Source organism: Pseudomonas lijiangensis, assembly GCF_018968705.1.
GTDB lineage: Bacteria > Pseudomonadota > Gammaproteobacteria > Pseudomonadales > Pseudomonadaceae > Aquipseudomonas > Aquipseudomonas lijiangensis.
The window spans coordinates 110,201-133,169 of sequence record NZ_CP076668.1 but is presented as its reverse complement, the minus strand read 5'-3'; the positions used below and the strand labels follow the sequence as shown (position 1 = coordinate 133,169).

The window sequence follows — 22,969 nt, the reverse complement described above, 5'->3', positions numbered from 1 at the left end:
AATGAATTCGCTCCCACGCGCCTGTGTGGGAGCAATTCATTCGCGAAAAGGGCACAAGGGAGCCCGAATGCTCAACCCCCATCTGGTCCCCGCAGCAAGTCCTGTGGCACTCGTTCGCAGCCTGTGGAATCACCGCCAGCTCATTCTCACGATGACCCGACGCGATGTTATCGGGCGTTACCGTGGCTCGGTCATGGGGATTGCGTGGTCGTTCTTTAATCCCGTGCTCATGTTGGCGGTCTACACCTTCGTGTTCTCCGAAATATTCCAGGCCCGCTGGACAGGGCAGGAAACCGGCAAGGGAAACTTTGCCATTCTGCTGTTCGTGGGAATGATTGTTCATGGCTTGTTTGCCGAATGCGCGAACCGGTCCACTTCGCTGATTATTTCCAACAGCAACTACGTGAAGAAGGTCCTGTTCCCGCTGGAAATCCTGCCAGTGGTGACATTGGGTTCAGCCATCTTTCATACGCTGATCAGCCTGACCGTTCTGCTGCTGGCGCAATTTCTTCTCACTCATACGTTGTATGCGACCGTCATTACCTTTCCGTTGGTCCTGCTGCCGCTGTTGCTCGCAACACTCGGGTTCAGTTGGCTACTGGCAGCGCTGGGCGTGTACCTGCGCGATGTCGGTCAATTCATTGGCGTGCTGACCACCGTCCTGCTGTTTCTGTCGCCCGTGCTTTATCCAGTGGCCGCCTTGCCGGAGGTGTATCAACCCTGGCTGAAGCTCAACCCGCTGACCTACATCATCGAAGAAAGCCGCAACGTCCTGCTGTTCGGGCTCTGGCCACAGTGGGACAGCCTGGCACTGGCGATGCTGATCGGCTTCGGATTCGCGGCGCTGGGCTTCGGGTTCTTTCAAAAAACTCGCAAAGGGTTTGCCGATGTCCTCTGATGAAATCGCCATCAGCGTACGCGATGTATCCAAGTGCTTTTACTCCTACGACAAACCCGTGGACCGGCTGCTGCATTCGCTGGTCCCCAGAGTGCAGTCAATGCTGGGCCTGCCTGCCAGAACCTATGGCCGGGAGTTCTGGGCGCTGCGCAATATCGACTTTGAAGTCGCACGAGGCGAAACGGTCGCGGTGGTCGGGCGCAACGGTTCCGGAAAATCGACCCTGCTGCAGATCATCTGCGGCACCTTGCTACCCACGGGCGGCTCGGTCCAGACCCAGGGACGGGTCGCGGCGCTGCTGGAGCTGGGATCGGGCTTCAACCCCGAGTTCACGGGCCGGGAAAACGTCTATCTGAATGCCTCGGTGCTGGGCCTGGATCGCGAAGAAGTCGACCGGCGCTTCAGTGCCATTGCCGACTTTGCCGATATCGGCGAATTCATCGATCAGCAGGTCAAGACCTACTCCAGCGGCATGGCGGTGCGCCTGGCGTTTGCAGTCCAGGCACAGGTCGATCCGCAGGTGCTGATTGTCGATGAAGCCCTGTCGGTGGGCGATGCGAAGTTCCAGGCCAAGTGCTTCGAGCGGCTGCGGCAGTTGAAACAGAACGGCACCAGCATTCTGCTGGTAACCCATGCCAGTGAACAGGTGGTGACTCACTGCAACCGGGCGATCCTGCTGGATCGGGGCCATGTGGAAATGATCGGCGCCTCGCGACCGGTCATCAATCGCTACATGGACCTGCTGTTCGGCCGCGACCGGCGTGACGAGCCTGAGCTGCCGAAAAAACAGGCCCCGCTCCAGACCGCCAGACATGATCACGACCCCGTCCTGAGCTTCGAGCACGACGCCTACAGCTCACGTGCCGGTTTCAACCCCCATGAATATCGCTGGGGCGATGGTGCTGCCAGCCTTCAGGACTTTCACCTGGCGGCCAACGGGCGCGAATTCCCAGCCAGCATCGAGCCGGGTGACGAAGTGGTGCTGCACCTGGCCATCTGCTTCAACCGCACGATCAGCAACCCCGTGCTGGGTTTCACGATAAAGACCAAGGAAGGCGTCACCGTCTACGGCACCAACTCTTACCTGCTGGGCTGCGCCTCCAGCCAGGACCTGTACAACGGCGGATCACGGCTCAAGGCCTGTATGAAATTCACCAACCGCCTGGCCAGTGGCGACTACTTCATCTCGATAGGTGTCGCCTCCCGCGAAGGGGAGGACATCGTTCCCCATGACCGGCGCTATGACTCCATTCACTTCGTTGTCGCCCCGACCAGCACGCTGTTCGGCCTGGTCGATCTCGCCGTCACGATGGATTTCGACCAGGTAAACCACCCATGATCGACCTTGAACAAAGCGGTTATCGCCAGGACAAAACCACCCGGGTATGGGCGCGCCCCGACTATCAGGGGCTTGCCTACAGCGACGGTGACGAAAGCGAAGAGCGCCTGGCGCAGATCATCCGTGACGCCGTGGACTTGTCGGTGCTGTCCGGCGAACTGAGCAGGCATTGCACGGACTGGCCGTCGCTGTACCACCTGGGCCGGGCGCGTGGAAATATCCTGCGCCCCTTTAGCCATCTTCTGTCAGGGCGAGTACTGGAAATCGGCGCAGGCTGTGGCGCCATCAGCCGTTATCTGGGGGAAAGCGGCGCCAGCGTGCTGAGCCTGGAAGGCAGTCTGCGCCGGGCCACAATAGCCGCGAGCCGCACACGGGATCTGGACAACGTCACAGTAGTGGCCGAGCGCTTCGACCAGTTCAATCCGCCCCATGGTTTCGATGTCGTCACCCTGATCGGCGTTCTGGAATACGCCAGCATGTTCAGCCAGCAATCCGATGCAGCCTTGAACATGCTCAAACGGGTCAAGGACCTGCTGGAACCCGATGGCGTGCTGCTGCTCGCCATTGAAAACCAGTTGGGCCTCAAGTACTTCGCCGGCGCACCGGAAGATCATCTCAATAGCCCGATGTATGGCATCGAAGGTCGCTACAACGACCACGACCCCGAGACGTTCGGCCGCAAGAGCCTGATGGCGCTGCTTGAAGAGGCGGGCTTCAGCCGCTCGCAATTCCTGTTTCCAATGCCTGATTACAAATTGCCCAACTCCATCGTTACCCAGCGCGGGTTTGAGTCGGGCAGCTTCGATGCCGCAGCCCTGGCCTGGCAGAACGCCAGAAAAGACCCTCAGTTACCCGGCGCGCCCTTGTTCAATCTGGAACGGGCCTGGCCGGTGATCGTCAGCAACGGGCTGGGGATGGAGCTGGCCAATTCCTTTCTGGTCGCCGCCTCATCCTCGACGTCGAGCGTTGTGCCACCTGACCTGCTCGCAGGTCATTACAACGTCAGCAGAAAACCCGGCTACTGCAAGCAAACGCTGTTTATCGAAACGGATGACGGCATCGAGGTGCGACATGAGCCCTTGCGCGCAGAAACGGTCATCGACGAAGAGGGCGCTTACCGACATGTGCTTTCCCATGTCGACCGATATCGACGCGGGCAGGCGCTCAGCCAGCAATTCCTCAATATCGCCAGCGCACCCGACTGGACGCTCAAGGACTTCGGAGCCTTCATCTCGCGTTATCTGAAGGCACTCGAAACCTTGCTTGAAGAGCAAGGCCATGCAGCCTCTCTGAACACCCTCGACGAACGCTTGCCCGGACTGTTTATCGATGCGGTGCCGCACAATATTCTGCTCGACGCTGAAAACCACCCGGCCCTGATCGATATCGAATGGGATGTCCAGGAGGGCGTGCTGCTCGGGCATCTGCTGATTCGCGCCCTGTTGCTGCTGATCGCCAGCGCCATGCCGTTCTGCCCCGGCGTCATGCCGTTGACCCGACGTCAGTTCATCATTCACAGCCTGCGCCATGCAGGTCTGGAAATACCGCTGCCGGAGCTGGAGGTCTTCATCGAAAAAGAGGCAGAGTTCCAGGCCTTTGTAACCGGCATCAGAGCCGACCACTTCCTGAACTGGGAACCCGAGCAGATCATCAATCCACGGGCAGAACCTGCGCAATCCAAGGTTCTGGCCAAGCTGTACTACAGCGATGAGTTCGGTAATTTCCGGGAAGACTATGCCCTGGATATCGAGGTACTTCCCGGCCATCAACAGTTGCAGTTTTCCCTGAAAAACCTGAAAACACCACCCAAGAGGCTCAGGCTTGACCCTGTGGACCGCCATATTTCCTTCTCTGTGGATAACTTGCGGATCCTCAAGGCGCAAACGGAAATCTGGTCCTGGGATGGCGATGTTGCTTCGCTGCCTTCGGTGTCGGGCCTCATGGAAATCGAGAAGTCGGGCTTGTCCGTGCTGTTTGTCTGCCTGGACGATGATCCTTATCTGGAGCTGCCGATCGATCTGTCGCAACTGACCGACCTGCGCGCCCTGGTCCTGAGGCTGGATCTGGTGCTCTACACCGACGAAGTGATCGCCAGACGCATCAACCAGAATCGCAACTGGGCTATTGAACAGGAGTCTTCGCTGCGAACAGCCTTCGAGCCTCTGCATGAGCAGATGCAGACCCTGGCCCTGCGCATCAATGAGCTGGAGAGCACCACTTACCTGATCCAGCAGAATGTCTGCGATGGCAAACAACATACCGCCCAGACCGTCGAGCGCCTGCTCAAGGACCATGCGCACCTGACCAATGGCCGCGAGGCACTCATAGCCGGTCTGGAAAACGCACTGCTCAATCAGCAGATTGAAAAAGACACCCGCATCCATACCTTGAACCTGCGTATCCGCGAGCTTGAAGGTTCCTATAGCCGCAGGCTGGCAGCGCCGCTGCGCCACTCGGTCATTGCGGCCCGTCGCCTGGTACAGCTTTCCAGGCATCTGCCGGCATTGGTGCGGCGGGGCGGCGGTTTCAGGAAAACCGCCAATCGGGCCGCCAGCGTCTTGCAGGAACATGGTCTGCAGGGGTTGCTGGCGCGGATGCGCTGGTTCCTGAATGACACGGGCACAGGACCTGAAAGGGTTGAGGTCGAACCAGCACCGGACCGCCGTGACTATGCAGCCTGGATCAGGCAGTACGACACACTCGATGACGATGACCGCCAGGAAATCGCCCGGCACATCGGCACCTGGGAAAGCCCACCACTGATTTCGGTCATCATGCCGGTCTTCGACCCACCGCTGGACCTGTTGCGCGAAGCCCTCGACAGCATCAGAAACCAGCTGTATCCCCATTGGGAGCTGTGCATTGCCGACGATGCTTCCAGCAACCCGGCGGTGCAGGAGTTTCTGAAACAGGCAGAGCTGCAGAGCCCGAAGATCAAGGTCATATTCCGAAGTACGAATGGCCATATATCGCAAGCCAGCAACTCGGCTCTCGATATCGCACAGGGTCAATTCATTGCGCTGATGGACAACGATGATCTGCTGCCCGAGCACGCGCTGTATTGGGTGGCCCGTAAAATCATCGAGCACCCGGATGTCGGCATCCTTTATTCGGACGAAGACAAGATCGACCGAAAGGGGCAACGCAGTGCGCCTTACTTCAAGCCTGACTGGAACGAATTCCTGTTCCGCTCGCAGAACATGATTTCCCACCTGGGCGTCTATCGGCGTGATCTGGTCGAGCATGTGGGACGCTTCCGGGTGAAGTTCGAGGGCTCTCAGGATTACGACCTGGCGTTGCGCTGCAGCGAAAAGCTTTCCCGGGAACAGATCATTCATATCAGCCGCGTGCTCTATCACTGGCGCATTCACGCCGGCAGCACCGCCATGGCGACCGATGAAAAACCCTATGCGGCGCTGGCTGGCGTAAAAGCCCTGGACGAACACCTGCAACGTACCGGGCGCGCTGGCTGGACCGAGTTGCTGCCCATCGGGATGTACCGCGTGCATTACCGGTTGCCGAAGCACAACCCTCTGGTCAGCCTGATCATTCCCACCCGTAACGCTGGCTCACTGGTCAAACAGTGCATCGACAGCATCCAGAACCTGACCCACTACGGCCCGTATGAAATCATCGTGGTGGATAACAGCTCCGACGACAGCGAATCCCTGGCCTATTTCGAGCACCTCAGCGAACAGCCGAACATCACAGTGCTCAGGGATGACGGACCTTTCAATTATTCCGCGCTGAACAACCAGGCCGTCAGGCTGGCACGCGGTGAACTGGTGGGTTTGATCAATAACGATATCGAAGTCATCAACCCCGAATGGCTGGATGAAATGGTCGCCCTGGCCTTGCAGCCGGAGGTCGGAGCAGTGGGCGCACGGCTATGGTTTCCCGATGACCGGCTGCAGCATGGCGGCGTCATTCTGGGCATTGGCGGTATAGCCAATCACTCGCATAAATTCCTGCCCCGAGGTGAACATGGTTATTTCGGGCGTGCCGTATTGATTCAGGAGTTCTCGGCGGTGACCGCGGCCTGCCTGGTTATTCGCAAATCCATCTTCGAGCAGGTCAAGGGCCTTGATGAAGCCAACCTGAAGGTAGCCTTCAACGACGTCGATTTCTGCCTGCGGGTCAAAGAGGCCGGGTATGTGAATCTGTGGACGCCTTTTGCCGAGTTGTATCACCACGAATCGGCAACCCGTGGCTTTGAAGACTCCCCGCAAAAGCAGGCGCGATTCAGCCAGGAAGTGGCTTACATGCACACACGCTGGCCGGAGATAGAAACCGATCCTGCCTACAACCCGAACCTGACACTGGACCAACTGGACTTCAGCCTGGCCTGGCCTCCACGCCTTGAAGAGTGATCAGTACATCTAAGCAGTGGGAATCGGGCGGCGCTCCGCTCAATCCGTGGGAGGGGCCTTGGCCGCGACCTCACTTACAGACAACACATTTTCAGCGTCTTCAAACTGGCTGTCGCGGCCAAGGCCCCTCCCACAAGTGACTTCAGTATGCCTTGACTGATCGGCATTACTCCTACTTGGGTGTCTGCCTTGCCCGAAACCACGACCAGCCTTTTTCGGTACGCTCGAACGACAGCGTGGGGTTCTGACTCAGCAACACCTGCTCGCTTTCCGGAGCGATGACCACACCCGCGCCCGTGCGGTTGAAGTCCAGATGTTGCAGGTTGACCTGGACCTTGACTATATCCGGATGCGGCACGCTTATCTGCACATCCTCGACAGCCGTCTGGCCTGTGAATATGAGGTGCTGGTAGCGATTGTAGAGCGACACGTCTCGCCCGCCAGGGTCCAGCTGTTGCCACAGGCGGTTCTGGGGATAGTAGAAAACGCCATTAACCACCTGACGCCCCGAGGCGAATAAAAACATCGCCGGGACCTGTGAGGCGAGGATGAGGATCGGGGCCTGAGCCTGCGGGCTTTTCAGGTAAAGGGGCGCAATGGAGAGGGGATGGAACCCTGCTGTGGTCGCCAGCGACAGCCCTAGCCCAAGCCCGAGGAATGCGTATTGCCTCCCGTTCAGAAGGAAGTAACTGCACGCAATGACCATGAATATCAGACCGATGACAATCTGCGCATTCGCACCTGACAGCAGCGGTTCATCGAATGTACGAACGGCGGCATAAACCAGGGCAGCCCAGACCAGCGCCAGGCCGAACATCGCGATAGCCGTGTTATCGAGAACAGAGAAGTGTTTTCGAGCCGGGCGGACCATCAAGTGCGTCAGTATGAGGCAGGCCAGCCCCAAGGCAGGATCGGCTCTTTTGGCTGGCACGTATGACCACAGAAAAAAGGTCGACAGCGTTTGCCCCATACCCGCCAGCATGTAGAACAGGATGAAACCGATCATGAGTGCCACGGCGACTTCCAGAGCCGTCAGGGATCGTTGCCGGGCACGCAGGATAAAAAGCGCGGCCAAGGGGAGGAAAAAGTAGTAGAAAGAGGCCATCTCACTCTGATTGACCGGCCGCGACTCGTTGCGTTGCAGGGTCACGATATTCGTATACCCCTTGAGCAGAGCCTGCCAGGTGACATCGCCTCCCGCCTCCAGATTTCTCTGGCCGGGATAAACGGTATTCATCATGGCCTCGATGGCTTCGCGTGCGCTCAGCCACCAGCTTCCCAAGAGAAAACCCGCCACTGCCAAGGCCAGTACCAGCGCCAATATCGATTCGAGCGTAAGGTTCTTGTGCAACCGATCACGTATAGCGATACCGACGATCAATGCAATGAACACATAGCCGATCGTCACCTGCCACGGCGGATACAGCAGCAGGACGAAACCGGCGATGGCCAATCCCGCCAGTATGCTCAGGGGCACCAGCGTCCAGCGCCTTCGCGGCTGGAGAATCTTCAGCAGGCAGAGCAAGGCAATACAGGGGAAAAACACCGCATAGGCTGGCCAGAACGACCAGGCAACGACATAGGGCGCAGAGACGAACAACAGACTGAACAAAAAGCTCTGCCGCCAGCGACCCGGCGAAAGGGTATGCAGGACATGAGCAAGGGCCAGGAAACAGCCAAACACCGGAAACCACCAGTACCAGGCCAGCGCCCTTTTGAGATCGAAGACAAAGAACCCCCAGATAGCCGGCTTGGCCAGGGACGACACGTGGGCAACCGGCAGGCCGGTCATCCCCGTCACCAGCATGTTCTGACCATCCAGCCCGAGCCTGTCGTTGACCACGGGATAGCGAGGCACATGTTGGGACTGGGCGATGGCCATGGGCGTGAGCACCAGCCACTCATCGCTGCGTATCGGCTGCTCGTGCCCCCAGACCCTCGTCATGTCCGACTCGATGAAAGACGACTGCCGCACACCCAGATCAAGGGAAGAGCCGGTCAACCCCAGTGCCGTGAACAGCATGAAAACGATCAGTACGCAGCCACTGAAAAGCATGTGCTCCGGCAGGTCGGTATTCAACCGGGCCTTGAGGTTGCGCCTGAGCCACCCTGTCCTGATGAAACAAAGTGCAAGCCCGAGTATGGCCGCCACAATGATGAGCTTGATCAACGTAAGGTTCATTGTCTTCAGCTCCCGCTCTTCATGCCCAGGCCGTGATAACGATCCCGGTCATGATGGTGGCCACGCCGACGAAATACTGAATGTGGAACCGCTCACCGAATATGAAGTGGCTGGCGATGGGCACAATCACGAATGCCAGGGCCATCAACGGATAGATCCTGCCCAGTTCGGCCTTTTGCAGAACCCAGATCCAGGCAATGGTGGTAATGCCGTACAGGAACAGCGACAGAAAAAACCAGCCGAGCATGACCGGGTCGAGCAGGTCACCGTTCTGACGAAACGTCTGCGCCGTCATCTTGAAGAGCACCTGGCCGATGGAGATCCCCAGCACACAGGCCAGCGCCGCGAGATAGATCGCCATGCTAGAGCTCCCGACCGAGGAATCTTCTCTGCAAATGAATCGGGCGCCTGGGGACGGACTGAATGTCGTAGCCGACAAAGGCCAGGATGAACTGGATACCGACCAGTATGGGCAGCGCCGATAACATGACTGTTCCGGGCGACGTCGCAATACCGGTGCGCAGGGAAAGCCCCCAATGAAAGATCCCGAAGACCGTACCGAATATCAGCAGAAGCAAGCCAAGGGGAAGTTCAAAGGACGCCAGTGACATGTCCCGCAAGTAGTAGTTGTAGAACAGGCGCTTGAACATATTGCGCAGGTGTTTGCCAATGAACTCGCCCAGAATCGCAGAGACCTTGAGGTTACTGACTTCATCGCCATATCGGGCACTCATTGGAATATCCACCACCACTGCGCGCAGGGTGCCAAGACGAAACAGCATGTCGGTTTCGAAGAAGTAACGCGGGCTGATCTTGTTCATCGGCAAGTGCCGGACAACATCACTGTGAATAGCGGTATACCCGTTGGTCGGATCGAAAAGGTCCCAATATCCCGATGAGAGTTTATTCATCAGGGACAACGTGGTGTTACCAAAAATACGCAGGCCGGGCATGCGGGATATTTCTTCCAGATTGAAGAAACGATTGCCCTTGGTATAGTCCGCTTCGCCACTCTGTATCGGCGCGATAAAGCCGGGAATCAACGCCGGATCCATCTGCCCGTCGCCGTCCACCTTGACGATGATATCCATACCGTCTGCCAGAGCCGCGGCGTACCCCACCATGACCGTGCCTCCGACGCCCAGATTGACGGGGTTGAATATCACCCTGACCCGCCGATCCGCACAGTGCTGTTCGACTTCATGGCCGGAGCCCTGAGGGCAACAATCATCCACTACATAAATCCGGCTGACGCTTTCACCCACGCCGGCGATGACATCCAGTATGTGGTCTTTTACCTTGAAGCTGGGGATAACGACAGCAGTCCTGAGCACAGGAGTAATGAGATCGTGAGTCGTCATGAAGTTTGCCTGAGCGTCGCAGAATGGTTATCGGACACGGCTGATGCGCTACAGTAAAGTTCAGCAGGCCGAAGAATTCCATATCAATGACTGCCCCATGAAAGTTGCAGTGTTAATTAACGGCTACATGAAACACTGTTAACTTTACTGACAGTAATGAAAGTGTTACTAGAGCATGATTTTATCTACTTCTCGGCATTTAACTTCCCACTGGCACAGCTGATCACACCCATGAATACACCCGCTGAAATCGACATTTCAGGACTCAGGTGTTACGACAAGATCGTCGATGATGTGACCTATAGCGTTCCACGCGGTATCACTCGTGAAACACGAGGTAGGGTCTGGATCGTTCGCGTCCTGAAAAATAAAAAGATACTGGTCTCGGCACGCTTCACCGATTTGCGGTTTGGCGGTACACGGCGTGCCCTGGATGCTGCAATCATTCACCTGATCCACAGTGGCCATGCCTGGATGCGGGACGACGTCCTGCAACTGAGCGAAAGTGCAACGGCACATTGGCGCAAGAGAAGTGGGGCTGGCCTGTGTGCCGTCGCCTATGTTCCGAAAAAGGGGCCGGGCCGTGGCGAAACCTTTTTCCTGTCCACTTACAAACGGGTCGCCAGTGGCCGGGGCATGGGGAAACTTCGCTCCAAACTGGTCGAGGTGCTGGAGAATGCCTATGAAGTGGAAGAGGGCGTTACAGCGATACCTTATTCCGCACAGAAAAAGATCCGTCAGGACGTCGATCAGTTATTCGAGAGCGAGAAATTCCAGGCCTTTCTGGAAGCCGGAAGACGCAAGGCCGACCAGATAGCCGTCAACCAGTACGTCGAGGCCATCAACCGGCTCAGCTGAAAAGTCCCGGGACCCGCAAGTCCCGGGCTATACCTGTCAGACCCGGAAGCGGCTGACCATCGTCTGCAACTGAACGCCCAGACGCGCCAGCTCGACACTGGAAGCGGCGGTTTCCTCACTGGCGGAAGCCGTCTGCTCGGACACGTCACGCACATTGATGATGCTGCGGGTGATTTCCTCGGCCACGGCATTCTGCTGTTCGGCGGCCGCCGCAATCTGCTGGTTCATGGCCTGGATCGTGGAGACGGTCTGGGTAATGCTACCCAATGATGCACCCGCCTTGCGGCTGAGCGTGACACTGTTGGCCGTCAGCTCGCGGCTGTTGAGCATGATGCCCGACACCTGACGAGTACCGTTCTGCAGGCCGGCCACCAGACTCTCGATTTCCTCGGTGGACTGCTGGGTGCGTTGTGCAAGACCGCGCACTTCATCAGCCACCACCGCAAACCCACGGCCTGCTTCGCCGGCCCGTGCTGCCTCGATGGCCGCGTTGAGGGCCAGCAGGTTGGTCTGTTCGGCCACAGCCTTGATCACGTCCATGACCTTGCCGATCTTGTTGCTTTCCTGCTCCAGCTCGCTCATCGCTTCAGCCGAACGTCCCACTTCCGAAGCCAGGCGTTCGATCTGGGCAATCGCCTCACCCACGACCCGGTCACCGTCGCGGGCTTCGCGGTCGGCACTGGATGCTGCCTGGGAAGCCTGTTCGGCGTTTTGCGCCACTTCCTGGACGGTGGCCGACATTTCATTCATGGCCGTGGCCACCTGATCGGTTTCGACCTTCTGATTGTTGACCCCGGCACTGGTCTGCTCGGTCACTGCCGACAACTGCTCGGCTGCACTGGCAATCTGCGTCACGCCATCACGAATCCCGACAATCAGGTCGCGCAGGGTAGCGCTCATGCGTTGTACGCCCTGTTGCAGAACACCCAGCTCATCGCGGCGCGTCACGGCAATGTTGCGTGACAGATCGCCCGACGCGATACGCTCCACGTCAACCAGCGTGTCCTGCAAGGGACCGGTGATCTGGCGGGTGATAATCAGCGCCGCCAGAATGCCCAGAACCAGAGCCAGCACGGTGCCGCCGATCTGCATGTTGCGGGCATGCTCACTGTCTTCAGCGCCACGAACAGCCTGAAGTTGATACAGCGCCTCGCTGACTTTGGCCATCTCCACACCTTGCGCGGTGTTTTCCTTGCGAGCCGTGCTGATCGCCGTATTCGCCGCCTTGAAGTTATCCACAGCCTGGCGATAGCTGACGATTGCGCTTTCCAGTTGCTTGAACTCGTCGCCATAACTGCCATTGAAAGCAGCCCTGAGAGGTTCCATGCCTTGCAGGGCCGTCTCGAGCTGGCGATAGGCGTTCTTTTCCGTGGTTTCGTTGGGGTTGCCGGTGTAGCCACGCACTTCATAGCGAATCAGGGCCAGGTTTTCCTTGGCTTTCAGAATTGCCTGGTAGCGCCCGAAGCGGCGCTCGTCATCCGGCGACATGGCGAGCACGTCGTCGATGATCCTGCCGATGATTTCTGCACCTTTGACGGCGTGGACACCCATGGTTTTACGTAACGCAGCATCGGCGCGGTAAGCCTCACGCATCCGGTCATACGACTGCTGGTAGTCGGCGGTGAGTTTGCTCATCTCCTGGAGCTTTTCCTGATTACCCGGATAGGTAAAAAGCGCCAGCAGTGTGTTGTGCTTTTCCTTGAGATGGTTGAGAAGGCCCTGAGCGACATCGCCCATCTTTTCATCGCCGTTCTCGGTCACGTATTGCAAACGCCTCAGGCGCAGCTCACTCATGTCGGCGTTGAGCCCCATGATGTCGGCAACACGATCGCTGCGCTCAATCAGGCTACCCAGACCACTCCAGCCCGTCAGGGCCATGAGGCACGTCAAGACAAGCACCGCACCAAAGCCCAGTGCCAGTTTCAATTTCACACTGATGTTCGCAAACCATGTATTCATGACATTCCTTCGATTTCCTGAACGCTCGTCCGGGCGCGTTGAACCGCAACCGGTTGTCCAGTAAGTGGGCGGATCGAACCAGTAAATTGATACAGATGATTACATGAATAACAGAAAGGATGGCCACAGGCCATTTATAAGTGCGCAAATTTTCATTCACGCAGGCGGGCGCAAAAGCTTGAGATAGAGAGGCTGGAGCCAGAAAGAACTGAGCCCGGCAAAGGCCGGGCTCAAGAGTGAAGCGGGATGTATCAGACGCGGAAGTGGCTGACCATCATCTGCAACTGGCCACCCAGACGAGCCAGCTCGACGCTGGAAGCCGCGGTTTCTTCACTGGCCGAAGCGGTCTGCTCGGAAACGTCACGCACGTTGATGATGCTGCGGCTGATTTCCTCGGCCACGGCACTTTGCTCTTCGGCAGCAGCGGCGATCTGCTGGTTCATGGCCTGAATGTTGGACACGGTCTGGGTGATATTGCCCAGCGATGCCCCGGCCTTGCGGCTGAGCGAAACACTGCTGGCGGTCAGTTCGCGGCTGCTGAGCATGATGCTCGACACCTGACGAGTGCCATTCTGCAGACCTGCCACCAGGTTTTCGATTTCCTCGGTGGACTGCTGGGTACGTTGCGCCAGGCCACGAACCTCGTCGGCCACCACCGCAAAACCACGACCGGCTTCACCCGCACGTGCCGCCTCGATGGCCGCGTTGAGGGCCAGAAGGTTGGTCTGCTCGGCAACGGCCTTGATCACGTCCATGACCTTGCCGATCTTGTCGCTTTCCTGCTCCAGCTCGCTCATGGCATCAGCCGAACGGCCCACTTCAGTGGCCAGACGTTCGATCTGCGCAATGGCCTCGCCCACCACCTTGTCGCCGTCGCGGGCTTCGCGGTCGGCATTGGAAGCCGCTTGCGAAGCCTGTTCGGCGTTGCGGGCAACTTCCTGAACAGTGGCCGACATTTCATGCATGGCAGTCGCCACCTGATCGGTCTCGACTTTCTGGCTGTTGACCCCGGCGCTGGTCTGTTCGGTCACAGCCGACAGCTCTTCGGCAGCGCTGGCAATCTGGGCCACACCGTCGCGAATCCCGCTAATCAGTGTGCGCAGGGTCGTGCCCATGCGCTGGATGCCTTGTTGCAGCACGCCCAACTCGTCTTGACGGGTTACCACGATGGTCTGCGACAGATCGCCCGAAGCGATGCGGTCTACAACAGCCATGGTTTCCTGCAGAGGACGGGTGATCTGACGGGTGATGAGCACCGCAGCCAGAATGCCCAGCAACAGCGCCAGCACCGTGCAGCCAATCTGCATGTTGCGAGCCTGTTCACTCTCCATGTCACGACGATCCAGTTGAAGCTGATACATGTCTTCACTGATCTTGACGATGTCCTGGCCTTGTACGGTCATTTCCTTACGGGCCTGAGTGATATCGGCATTGGCGGTCTTGAAGCCCTGAAGTGCGGTGCGGTAGTTGCCCAGCGCCGTTTCCAGTTGCTTCAGAACATCACCATGGGTGTCGCTGAAAGTGGCTTTGAGCCCAGTCAGGCCCTTGATGGCGTCGTCCAGCTGGCCGACGGCTTTCTGTTCGTTTTCAGGTGTGATGTCGGCGGCATAGCCACGGACTTCATACCGCACCTGCATCATGTCTTCCTTGGTCGCGACGACGCTTTCATACTGGCTGAAACGGGTTTCATCGGCAGGGTCCAGCTTTTTGACGTCCGCCAGAATCTGATCGATCAGGGCTGCGCCCTTGACCGCATGCACGCCCATTTCCGCACGCATTGCGATGCTGGTTCTGTAGCCATTGCGCATGTTGTTCAGGGATTTCTGATAATCGCTGATCACCGCCCCCAGCTTTTCAAGCAGCTTGACGTTCTCAGGGCTCTTGAAGCTCTTGAGCAGTTTTTCCTGATAATTCTTGAAAGCATCCAGGGAGACCTGAACGGTTTCGGCGACCTTTTCGTCACCGTTGGCCACCATGTATTGCAGGCGCGTCACCCGCAGCTTGGTCAGCTGGGAATTGAGCGAAGTGATGTCGCTCATCCAGTTGCTGCGAGCGATCAGCCCGCTGAGGCTGGTCCAGCCCGTCAAGGCAAGAATGGCAGTAAAAACAAGTACCAGACCGAACCCGAGGGCCAGTTTCATATTTACGCTGATGTTGGCAAACCAGCTACTCATCGACTTTCTCCGGGATCGTCAAGTTTAAAATTGTGGCCGCTGGTAGGTTGTTCTTTTAGGCCGCAGCGAGGGCAATACGTAATGACACTATCGGCAGATCACTGCCTGACTGAAATAAAAAATCGATAAAAGTTGAAAAATATTCGCCAGGCTTTCACGAAGCTTTCATTCGCTCAAGAGCACGGTTATAAAGGCATTCAGAGTATGGCACTCGTCATACCCTGTCATAAAAAAGACGTCAAAAATCTGCGTATAATGGATCCAAAAAGTCCACCATTAGCATGTGGGTATATAGTACTTTAGGCATAGCGAATAGAACGCCTCTATAAAAACAAACTACCCGAACATCCAACCTATTGTTTCTGCCGAGATTTATAGTAATGACCTTGAAGTTCCGTCATAAAATTCTGTTAGCAGCATCGGGTGTCGTGGTATTGGCATTCGCATTGTTCACGCTTTATAACGATTACCTGCAACGCACGACTATTCGTCAGAATCTCGAGACGTCGGTAGGGCAGGCCGGGGAGTTGACCGCCAGCAGTGTTCAGAACTGGCTGAGCGGGCGCATTCTTGTTCTGGAAAACCTCGCTCAGGACGTTGCCTTCCAGGGTGTCGGGACAGACCTCAGCGGTCTGGTGTCCCAGTCCTCGCTGGTGTCCACTTTCCAGTTCACGTATGTCGGTGACAGCAAGGGCACGTTCACCCAACGACCAAATGTCGAAATGCCGGCCGGCTACGACCCACGTCAACGGCCCTGGTACAAATCCACCATCGACGCCGGCAAGAGCATCCTGAGTGCGCCGTACCTCGCTTCGGTAGGCGGCCTGGTGGTGACTATCGCCAGCCCGATCAAATCAGGCGGTCAGGTTTCCGGCGTGGCCGGTGGCGACCTGAGCCTCGATACGCTGGTCAAGATCATCAACTCCGTCGAGTTCGGCGGTATCGGCTACGCCTTCCTGGTGAGCGGCGACGGTCAGGTCATCGTCAGCCCGGACAAGGATCAGGTCCTCAAGAACCTCAAGGACATTTATCCAGGCCAGACCCTGACCCTGGACAAGCGTCTGCGTGAAGTGACCCTCAATGGCCAGGAGCGCATCCTGTCCTTCACCCCGATCACCGGCCTGCCGTCGGCCGACTGGTATATCGGCTTGAGCATCGACAGAAACAAGGCCTATGCACCTCTGAGCCAGTTCCGCAGCTCTGCGCTGGTCGCCGTACTCATTGCAGTGGCCGTGATTGCCTTGCTGCTGAGCCTGCTGATCCGTGCGCTGATGCGTCCACTGACCGACATGGGCCGTGCGATGGAAGATATCGCCCAGGGTGAAGGTGACCTGACTCGTCGCCTGAACATTCAGGGCCAGGACGAATTCGCCCAGCTTGGCGGCGCCTTCAACCAGTTTGTCGAGCGTGTCCATGCCTCGATTGCCGAAGTGTCGTCGGCAACGGTTCAGGTGCATGACCTGTCGCGACGTGTGGTGGAATCCTCCAACGCCTCGATCACAGGCTTCGACGAGCAAAGCGCCCGCACCAACAGCGTTGCCGCCGCGATCAACGAACTGGGTGCTGCCACTCAGGAAATTGCCCGCAATGCCTCCGACGCCTCTGTCCAGGCCAGCGAAGCCCGTGAGCAGGCCGAAGACGGCCGCATCGTGGTAGAAAAGACCATAAGCTCCATGAGCGAGTTGTCGAGCAAGATCAGCGACTCGTGCTCCAGGATCGAAACCCTCAATGCCAGCACCGACAACATCGGGCACATTCTGGACGTCATCAAGGGTATCTCGCAGCAGACCAACCTCCTGGCGCTCAACGCGGCCATCGAGGCAGCACGTGCCGGCGATGCGGGCCGCGGCTTTGCCGTGGTAGCCGATGAGGTGCGCAACCTGGCGCATCGCACCCAGGTGTCCGCCGATGAGATCCACAAGATGATCGGCGAGCTGCAAAGCGGTTCGCAGCAGGCGGTCGTGAACATGAACGAGAGTCAGACCTCCAGCCAGGACAGCGTGGAAGTGGCGAATCAGGCAGGCAACCGTCTGCGCGACGTTACCCGGCGCATTGGCGAAATCGACGGTATGAACCAGTCAGTCGCTGCGGCCACTGAAGAGCAGACCGCCGTGGTGGAAACCTTGAACGTGGATATCAACCAGATCAACAGCCTCAATCAACAGGGCGTTGCCAACCTCAATGAAACCCTCAAGGACTGTGCGGCGCTGTCGCAACAGGCAGGACGCTTGAAGCAACTGGTAGACAGCTTCAAGATCTGATGAAGCCAGCCACGTCAGCCGCTTCCTGCGCAGGAAGCGACTGACGGGTTTCGTGCCGGATCGTTACTTCAACGCACGCCAGGTAAACGGATAGCGGTAGTCCCGACCGTCATTGGCCTTGATCCCCGCAATGACCGTCAACACCATCGCACCGATACAGACCAGTGCCAGCAGCGGAATCCCGATGACCACCACGAACAGCAGCATGCTGACGATGGAGGCAATCGAAACCGTGATCTGGAAGTTCAGCGCTTCCTTGCCCTGAGCATCCAGGAACGAATCGGCGTCCTTCTTGAGCTGCCAGATAATCAGCGGCCCCAGCAGATTGCCGAACGGGAAGACCAGCCCGAAGAAAGCCGAAAAATGACAGAACATGGCCCATTGACGTACTTCACGAGCAGGTTTGGAAAACTGGCTGTCACTCATTTGCGGCTCCTTGTTACTGCACGATTCAGTCGGCCAGTGCGGCACGCTGCAATTCAAACAACTCTGTCATGCCTTTCTGAGCCAGCGCCAGCATTGCATTCAGCTCTTCTGGCTGGAATGGCGCGCCTTCGGCAGTACCCTGAACCTCGATGAAACCACCGGCGCTGGTCATGACCACGTTGAGGTCAGTCTCGGCAGCGGAGTCTTCCAGGTAATCCAGGTCGAGCACTGGCTCGCCTTGATACATACCAACGGAAACGGCAGCGATCATCTGCTTGAGCGGGTCACCGCCCTTGAGGCCGCCGCGCTTCTTGATCACTTTCAGGGCATCGGCCAGTGCAACCATGGAGCCGGTGATGGAAGCAGTGCGCGTCCCGCCATCGGCCTGGATCACATCACAGTCGACGTAGAGGGTCACGTCGCCCAGCTTGGACATGTCCAGAGCAGCACGCAGGGAACGACCGATCAGACGCTGGATTTCCAGCGTACGGCCGCCTTGTTTGCCACGGCTGGCTTCGCGCTGGTTACGCTCACCGGTTGCACGCGGCAGCATGCCGTATTCGGCAGTCAGCCAACCCTGGCCCTGACCTTTCAGAAAGCGTGGTACGCCATTTTCGACGCTGACCGTGCAGATCACTTTGGTGTCACCGAACTCCACCAGCACAGAACCTTCGGCGTGCTTTGTGTAATTGCGGGTGATGCGGACCTGACGGAGCTGATCGGCAGAGCGACCACTTGGACGTTTCATCTGGAATACCTGTACTGGGACGGAAAACTGCCGAGCATTATAGAGGTCACAACCAAGGCTGGGCACATCTAAAAGTCGCAATACCGATACCGAATGGTTCAAAGGCTCTGGAACCGGGTTCTCCAGCGCGAAGCGACGAAAAGGATAATGCCTTGCATTGCTTGTCACACTCGCGGATTGGGAGCCTGCGCCGCACTGCGCTACAATCCTGCGCCTTTGCAACCTGTCGGCTTTCACGACTTCCATGACTGCAGCGCGGCCGCGTTCATGGACCGAATACAAGAGGTACTTCCATGGTGCACAGCATGACGGCCTTTGCCCGCGTCGAACAGGCAGGCACTCAAGGCACATTGAGTTGGGAACTACGCTCGGTCAATCATCGCTACCTCGAGCCTCACCTGCGTCTGCCGGAATCCTTCCGGGACCTGGAGGGCGCGATTCGCGAAGCGCTGCGCCAGGGCCTGTCCCGTGGCAAGGTCGAGTGCACCCTGCGCTTCGTCGAGGAAACCGCCGGCAAACCGCTGCAGGTGGATCGCGACCGTGCAAAGCAACTGATTGCCGCCGCTGAAGCCGTCGCGGGCCTGATCAAGCAGCCCGCCGCCCTGAATCCTCTGGAAGTCCTGGCCTGGCCCGGCGTGCTGGTGGCCGATGCCACGGACCCGCAGGCCCTCAACAGCGCAGCCCTTGAGCTGTTCAACGAAGCCCTGACCGAACTGAAGAACGGTCGCGGTCGCGAAGGCGCGGATCTGGCCAGGCTGCTCGATGAGCGCCTGACGTCCATCACCCAGGAAGTCGCCACCCTGCGCACACTGGTGCCACAGATGCTGGCCACCCAGCGGCAGAAAATCACGGACCGCTTTGCCGACATGAAGGCCGAGCTGGATCCTCAGCGCCTGGAACAGGAAATGGTTCTGCTGGCGCAGAAAAGCGATGTCGCGGAAGAGCTGGACCGCCTGAGTACACACGTCACGGAAGTGCGTCGCGTGCTCAAGACCGGCGGACAGGCAGGCCGTCGCCTGGACTTCCTGATGCAGGAGCTCAACCGCGAAGCCAACACATTAGGCTCCAAGGCCTTCGACCCACGCAGTACCCAAGCCGCCGTCAACCTCAAGGTTTTGATCGAGCAGATGCGTGAACAAGTGCAGAACATTGAGTAAGGCTGAACCTGACATGACCCACAGTACCGGTACCCTGTACATCGTTTCCGCCCCGTCCGGCGCAGGCAAGACCAGCCTGGTCAAGGCACTGATCGACGACTCGGAAAAAAACTCCGGGCAACAGATCCGCGTTTCGGTTTCCCACACCACCCGCGCCAAACGCCCGGGTGAAGTCGATGGCGTGAACTACCACTTCGTCGATCGTGCCGAATTCCAGCGCATGATCGAGCACGGTGACTTCCTTGAGCAGGCAGAAGTCTTCGGCAACCTCTACGGTACGTCGCAAAGCCATCTGCAGCAGACTCTGGACGAAGGCCACGACCTGATTCTGGAAATCGACTGGCAGGGCGCCCAGCAGGTTCGCAAGCAGATGCCCCACGCGCGCTCGATCTTCATCCTGCCGCCAACCCAGCAGGCACTGCGCCAGCGCCTGACCAACCGCGGCCAGGACAGCGACGAGATCATCGACGCCCGCATGCGCGAAGCGGTCAGCGAAATGAGCCATTACAAGGAATATGAGTCCATCGTGATCAACGATGACTTCGCCCATGCACTGGAAGACCTGAAAGCCATTTTCCGCGCCAACCGGCTCAGCCTGGAGCATCAGGAAGAGAAATACAGCCTGTTATTCAATGAGTTACTGGCCTGAACCGACCTTGCGGGCATGCACTGACGCCTGCCCGCAACGTTCACCCTTCGGCGTGCCGCTTGAAGCTTGTGGCTAACCGCTTGTAAACTACCGAGTCCGCTCGCCCATCCGGGCACCGCGCATACGCATTTGCTACGAGGAATACCCATGGCCCGCGTGACTGTTGAAGACTGCCTGGAACACGTCGATAACCGCTTCGAGCTGGTCATGCTCGCTACCAAGCGTTCGCGTCAGCTCGCTACTGGCGGCAAGGAACCCAAGCTGGCTTGGGAAAACGACAAGCCTACCGTCGTTGCCCTGCGTGAAATCGCAGCTGGCCTGATGGATTACTCTGTCATCGCAGAAGCTGAAATCGTTGAAGATGAACCATTGTTCGCAGCGTTCGAGGACGAGTCCAGCGAGGCCGTCTAAGCCTATGCCGGGGCGATGTGGTTCGACGCAGTGTAAAAGCCACGCGCAAGGAGTAACGCCTTGCCGAGTATAGACGCACTCGCCGACCGCCTTTCGGCCTATCTTGGCAAGGACCAGGTCAATCTGGTCCGCCGAGCGTATTACTACGCCGAACAAGCCCACGACGGCCAGCGCCGTCGCAGTGGCGAAGCCTACGTAACGCACCCGCTTGCGGTCGCAAGCATTCTCGCCGACATGCACATGGACCATCAGAGCCTGATGGCCGCGATGCTGCATGACGTGATCGAAGACACCGGTATCGCCAAGGAAGCACTCAGCCTCCAGTTTGGCGAAACCGTGGCCGAACTCGTCGACGGGGTCAGCAAGCTGACCCAGATGAACTTCGAGACCAAGGCCGAAGCCCAGGCTGAAAACTTCCAGAAAATGGCCATGGCCATGGCACGCGACATTCGCGTGATCCTGGTCAAGCTCGCTGATCGCCTGCACAACATGCGCACGCTGGAAGTCCTGTCCGGCGAGAAGCGCCGCCGCATTGCCAAGGAAACCCTCGAAATCTATGCACCCATCGCCAACCGGCTGGGCATGCATAGCGTTCGCATCGAATTCGAGGACCTGGGTTTCAAGGCCATGTACCCCATGCGCTCTTCGCGCATCCATCAGGCGGTCAAGCGCGCCCGTGGCAATCGCAAGGAACTGGTCAACAAGATCGAAGAGTCCCTGAGCCATTGTCTGGCCGTGGACGGAATCGAAGGCGAAGTCAGCGGACGGCAGAAACACCTCTATGGCATCTACAAGAAGATGCGCGGCAAGCGTCGCGCCTTCAACGAGATCATGGATGTCTACGCCTTCCGCATCATCGTCGACAAGGTAGACACCTGCTATCGCGTGCTGGGCGCTGTACACAATCTGTACAAGCCGCTGCCCGGTCGCTTCAAGGATTACATCGCAATCCCCAAGGCCAACGGCTATCAGTCGTTGCACACCACGCTGTTCGGCATGCATGGCGTGCCCATTGAAATCCAGATCCGCACCCGGGAAATGGAAGAAATGGCCAACAACGGGATTGCCGCGCACTGGCTGTACAAATCCACCGACGACGAGCAGCCAAAGGGCACCCACGCCCGCGCCCGTCAGTGGGTCAAAGGTGTGCTGGAGATGCAGCAACGCGCTGGCAACTCCCTGGAATTCATCGAAAGCGTGAAGATCGACCTGTTCCCGGACGAGGTCTACGTCTTCACGCCAAAAGGCCGGATCATGGAGCTGCCCAAAGGCTCCACGGCAGTGGACTTCGCCTATGCGGTCCACACCGATGTCGGCAACAGCTGCATCGCCTGCCGGATCAACCGTCGGCTGGCACCGCTTTCCGAACCGCTGCAAAGCGGCTCGACCGTCGAAATCGTCAGCGCACCGGGCGCACGCCCGAATCCGGCCTGGCTGAACTTCGTGGTCACCGGCAAGGCACGCACCCATATTCGCCATGCCCTGAAACTGCAACGTCGCTCCGAGTCCATCAGCCTGGGCGAACGCCTGCTGAACAAGGTACTCAACGGCTTCGAGAGCACTCTGGACAAGATCGCTCCCGAGCGCATCCAGCTGGCGCTGAACGAATACCGCGTCGAGGTGCTGGAAGACCTGCTCGAAGACATCGGCCTGGGCAATCGCATGGCTTATGTGGTCGCCCGCCGCCTGCTGGGCGAAGGCGAACAGTTGCCAAGCCCCGAAGGCCCGCTGGCGATTCGCGGTACCGAAGGTCTGGTACTCAGTTACGCCAAGTGCTGCACACCGATCCCCGGCGACCCGATTGTCGGTCACCTGTCCGCAGGCAAGGGCATGGTCGTGCACCTGGACAACTGCCGCAATATCAGCGAAATCCGCCATAACGCGGAAAAATGCATCCAGCTGTCCTGGGCCAAGGACGTCACTGGCGAGTTCAATGTCGAGCTGCGCGTGGAGCTGGAACACCAGCGCGGCCTGATTGCCCTGCTGGCCAGCAGCGTCAACGCCGCCGACGGCAACATCGAAAAGATCAGCATGGACGAGCGCGATGGTCGCATCAGCGTTGTCCAACTGGTCGTCAGCGTTCACGACCGCGTGCATCTGGCCCGCGTGATCAAGAAACTGCGCGCCCTGGCAGGAGTGACACGCATCACCCGCATGCGCGCCTAGCCACCCCATC

General features: G+C 58.3%; 16 protein-coding genes and 1 pseudogene. 9 read left to right on the top strand and 8 right to left on the bottom strand.

Annotated elements, in window-relative coordinates; translation table 11 throughout:
• Positions 1-67: 67 nt before the first annotated feature.
• The 3 genes from KQP88_RS00600 to KQP88_RS00590 are packed head-to-tail and all read left to right on the top strand — an operon-like array spanning position 68 to position 6,607.
• Complete coding sequence (locus KQP88_RS00600) at positions 68-898, top strand: ABC transporter permease (protein ID WP_216704567.1); 831 nt, start codon at positions 68-70, stop codon at positions 896-898.
• The gene (locus KQP88_RS00595; protein WP_216704566.1) at positions 888-2,237 is read left to right on the top strand and encodes an ABC transporter ATP-binding protein; all 1,350 of its coding nucleotides are present in this window, start codon (positions 888-890) and stop codon (positions 2,235-2,237) included. The genes KQP88_RS00600 and KQP88_RS00595 overlap by 11 nt, the downstream gene beginning before the upstream one ends.
• On the top strand, positions 2,234-6,607 hold the full coding sequence (locus KQP88_RS00590; protein WP_216704565.1) for a glycosyltransferase: 4,374 nt from the start codon (positions 2,234-2,236) through the stop codon (positions 6,605-6,607). The genes KQP88_RS00595 and KQP88_RS00590 overlap by 4 nt, the downstream gene beginning before the upstream one ends.
• A 172-nt stretch (positions 6,608-6,779) precedes the next feature.
• On the opposite strand, the gene KQP88_RS00585 is transcribed toward KQP88_RS00590, so the two are convergent.
• From KQP88_RS00585 to KQP88_RS00575, 3 genes are read right to left on the bottom strand one after another with little or no spacing between them, the layout of a single operon-like run.
• Positions 6,780-8,789 (bottom strand): DUF7657 domain-containing protein, encoded by a 2,010-nt coding sequence (locus tag KQP88_RS00585; protein WP_216704564.1) that lies wholly within the window; start codon positions 8,787-8,789, stop codon positions 6,780-6,782.
• 19 nt (positions 8,790-8,808) lie between these two features.
• Positions 8,809-9,150, bottom strand: a complete 342-nt coding sequence (locus KQP88_RS00580; RefSeq protein ID WP_122320442.1) for an EamA family transporter — start codon at positions 9,148-9,150, stop codon at positions 8,809-8,811.
• A gap of 1 nt (position 9,151) precedes the next feature.
• A complete protein-coding gene (locus KQP88_RS00575; protein WP_216704563.1) occupies positions 9,152-10,150 on the bottom strand; it encodes a glycosyltransferase family 2 protein in 999 nt (332 codons plus the stop codon).
• Positions 10,151-10,381: 231 nt separating this feature from the next.
• Here KQP88_RS00575 and KQP88_RS00570 point away from each other — a divergent pair, with 231 nt between their 5' ends.
• A complete protein-coding gene (locus KQP88_RS00570; protein WP_216704562.1) occupies positions 10,382-11,008 on the top strand; it encodes a hypothetical protein in 627 nt (208 codons plus the stop codon).
• Positions 11,009-11,044: 36 nt separating this feature from the next.
• On the opposite strand, the gene KQP88_RS00565 is transcribed toward KQP88_RS00570, so the two are convergent.
• The 3 genes and pseudogenes from KQP88_RS00565 to KQP88_RS25475 form a co-directional block, all read right to left on the bottom strand.
• Entirely contained in the window at positions 11,045-12,967 is a 1,923-nt protein-coding gene (locus KQP88_RS00565; protein WP_216704561.1) for a methyl-accepting chemotaxis protein, read from the bottom strand.
• A gap of 251 nt (positions 12,968-13,218) precedes the next feature.
• Complete coding sequence (locus KQP88_RS25480; protein WP_404823052.1) at positions 13,219-13,923, bottom strand: methyl-accepting chemotaxis protein; 705 nt, start codon at positions 13,921-13,923, stop codon at positions 13,219-13,221.
• A gap of 201 nt (positions 13,924-14,124) precedes the next feature.
• Positions 14,125-15,006, bottom strand: a pseudogene (locus KQP88_RS25475) (methyl-accepting chemotaxis protein); the annotation flags it as partial.
• A gap of 515 nt (positions 15,007-15,521) precedes the next feature.
• On the opposite strand from KQP88_RS25475, the gene KQP88_RS00555 reads away from it, so the two are divergent.
• Positions 15,522-17,402, top strand: coding sequence for a methyl-accepting chemotaxis protein (locus tag KQP88_RS00555; protein WP_216704559.1), 1,881 nt, complete (start codon positions 15,522-15,524; stop codon positions 17,400-17,402).
• A gap of 63 nt (positions 17,403-17,465) precedes the next feature.
• Here KQP88_RS00555 and KQP88_RS00550 read toward each other — a convergent pair whose 3' ends face one another.
• Together KQP88_RS00550 and rph are read right to left on the bottom strand one after the other, a co-directional pair.
• Complete coding sequence (locus tag KQP88_RS00550; protein WP_216704558.1) at positions 17,466-17,828, bottom strand: DUF4870 domain-containing protein; 363 nt, start codon at positions 17,826-17,828, stop codon at positions 17,466-17,468.
• Between the two features lie 25 nt (positions 17,829-17,853).
• Positions 17,854-18,576, bottom strand: coding sequence for a ribonuclease PH (gene rph, locus KQP88_RS00545; protein WP_025257882.1), 723 nt, complete (start codon positions 18,574-18,576; stop codon positions 17,854-17,856).
• A gap of 293 nt (positions 18,577-18,869) precedes the next feature.
• Here rph and KQP88_RS00540 point away from each other — a divergent pair, with 293 nt between their 5' ends.
• The 4 genes from KQP88_RS00540 to spoT all read left to right on the top strand — a co-directional run bounded on the left by KQP88_RS00540 (position 18,870) and on the right by spoT (position 22,959).
• Positions 18,870-19,733, top strand: coding sequence for a YicC/YloC family endoribonuclease (locus KQP88_RS00540; RefSeq protein ID WP_216704557.1), 864 nt, complete (start codon positions 18,870-18,872; stop codon positions 19,731-19,733).
• Between the two features lie 13 nt (positions 19,734-19,746).
• Positions 19,747-20,382 (top strand): guanylate kinase, encoded by a 636-nt coding sequence (gene gmk / locus KQP88_RS00535; RefSeq protein WP_216704556.1) that lies wholly within the window; start codon positions 19,747-19,749, stop codon positions 20,380-20,382.
• 147 nt (positions 20,383-20,529) lie between these two features.
• Positions 20,530-20,793 carry a DNA-directed RNA polymerase subunit omega gene (gene rpoZ, locus KQP88_RS00530; RefSeq protein WP_117163837.1) on the top strand — a complete coding sequence of 88 codons (264 nt, stop codon included), beginning with the start codon at positions 20,530-20,532 and terminating at the stop codon, positions 20,791-20,793.
• Positions 20,794-20,853: 60 nt separating this feature from the next.
• Positions 20,854-22,959 (top strand): bifunctional GTP diphosphokinase/guanosine-3',5'-bis pyrophosphate 3'-pyrophosphohydrolase, encoded by a 2,106-nt coding sequence (gene spoT / locus KQP88_RS00525; RefSeq protein ID WP_025257878.1) that lies wholly within the window; start codon positions 20,854-20,856, stop codon positions 22,957-22,959.
• The last annotated feature ends 10 nt before the right edge of the window (positions 22,960-22,969 follow it).

Bases quoted from the DNA above. Each gene is read 5' to 3' on its own strand.
- KQP88_RS25480 (WP_404823052.1), bottom strand. From the start codon at position 13,923: ATGTCGGCCACTGTTCAGGAAGTTGCCCGCAACGCCGAACAGGCTTCG.
- KQP88_RS00585 (WP_216704564.1), bottom strand. From the start codon at position 8,789: ATGAACCTTACGTTGATCAAGCTCATCATTGTGGCGGCCATACTCGGG.
- KQP88_RS00565 (WP_216704561.1), bottom strand. From the start codon at position 12,967: ATGAATACATGGTTTGCGAACATCAGTGTGAAATTGAAACTGGCACTG.
- KQP88_RS00590 (WP_216704565.1), top strand. From the start codon at position 2,234: ATGATCGACCTTGAACAAAGCGGTTATCGCCAGGACAAAACCACCCGG.
- rpoZ (WP_117163837.1), top strand. From the start codon at position 20,530: ATGGCCCGCGTGACTGTTGAAGACTGCCTGGAACACGTCGATAACCGC.
- KQP88_RS00570 (WP_216704562.1), top strand. From the start codon at position 10,382: ATGAATACACCCGCTGAAATCGACATTTCAGGACTCAGGTGTTACGAC.
- KQP88_RS00595 (WP_216704566.1), top strand. From the start codon at position 888: ATGTCCTCTGATGAAATCGCCATCAGCGTACGCGATGTATCCAAGTGC.
- rph (WP_025257882.1), bottom strand. From the start codon at position 18,576: ATGAAACGTCCAAGTGGTCGCTCTGCCGATCAGCTCCGTCAGGTCCGC.
- KQP88_RS00580 (WP_122320442.1), bottom strand. From the start codon at position 9,150: ATGGCGATCTATCTCGCGGCGCTGGCCTGTGTGCTGGGGATCTCCATC.
- KQP88_RS00550 (WP_216704558.1), bottom strand. From the start codon at position 17,828: ATGAGTGACAGCCAGTTTTCCAAACCTGCTCGTGAAGTACGTCAATGG.
- gmk (WP_216704556.1), top strand. From the start codon at position 19,747: ATGACCCACAGTACCGGTACCCTGTACATCGTTTCCGCCCCGTCCGGC.
- KQP88_RS00540 (WP_216704557.1), top strand. From the start codon at position 18,870: ATGGTGCACAGCATGACGGCCTTTGCCCGCGTCGAACAGGCAGGCACT.
- KQP88_RS00555 (WP_216704559.1), top strand. From the start codon at position 15,522: ATGACCTTGAAGTTCCGTCATAAAATTCTGTTAGCAGCATCGGGTGTC.
- KQP88_RS00600 (WP_216704567.1), top strand. From the start codon at position 68: ATGCTCAACCCCCATCTGGTCCCCGCAGCAAGTCCTGTGGCACTCGTT.
- KQP88_RS00575 (WP_216704563.1), bottom strand. From the start codon at position 10,150: ATGACGACTCACGATCTCATTACTCCTGTGCTCAGGACTGCTGTCGTT.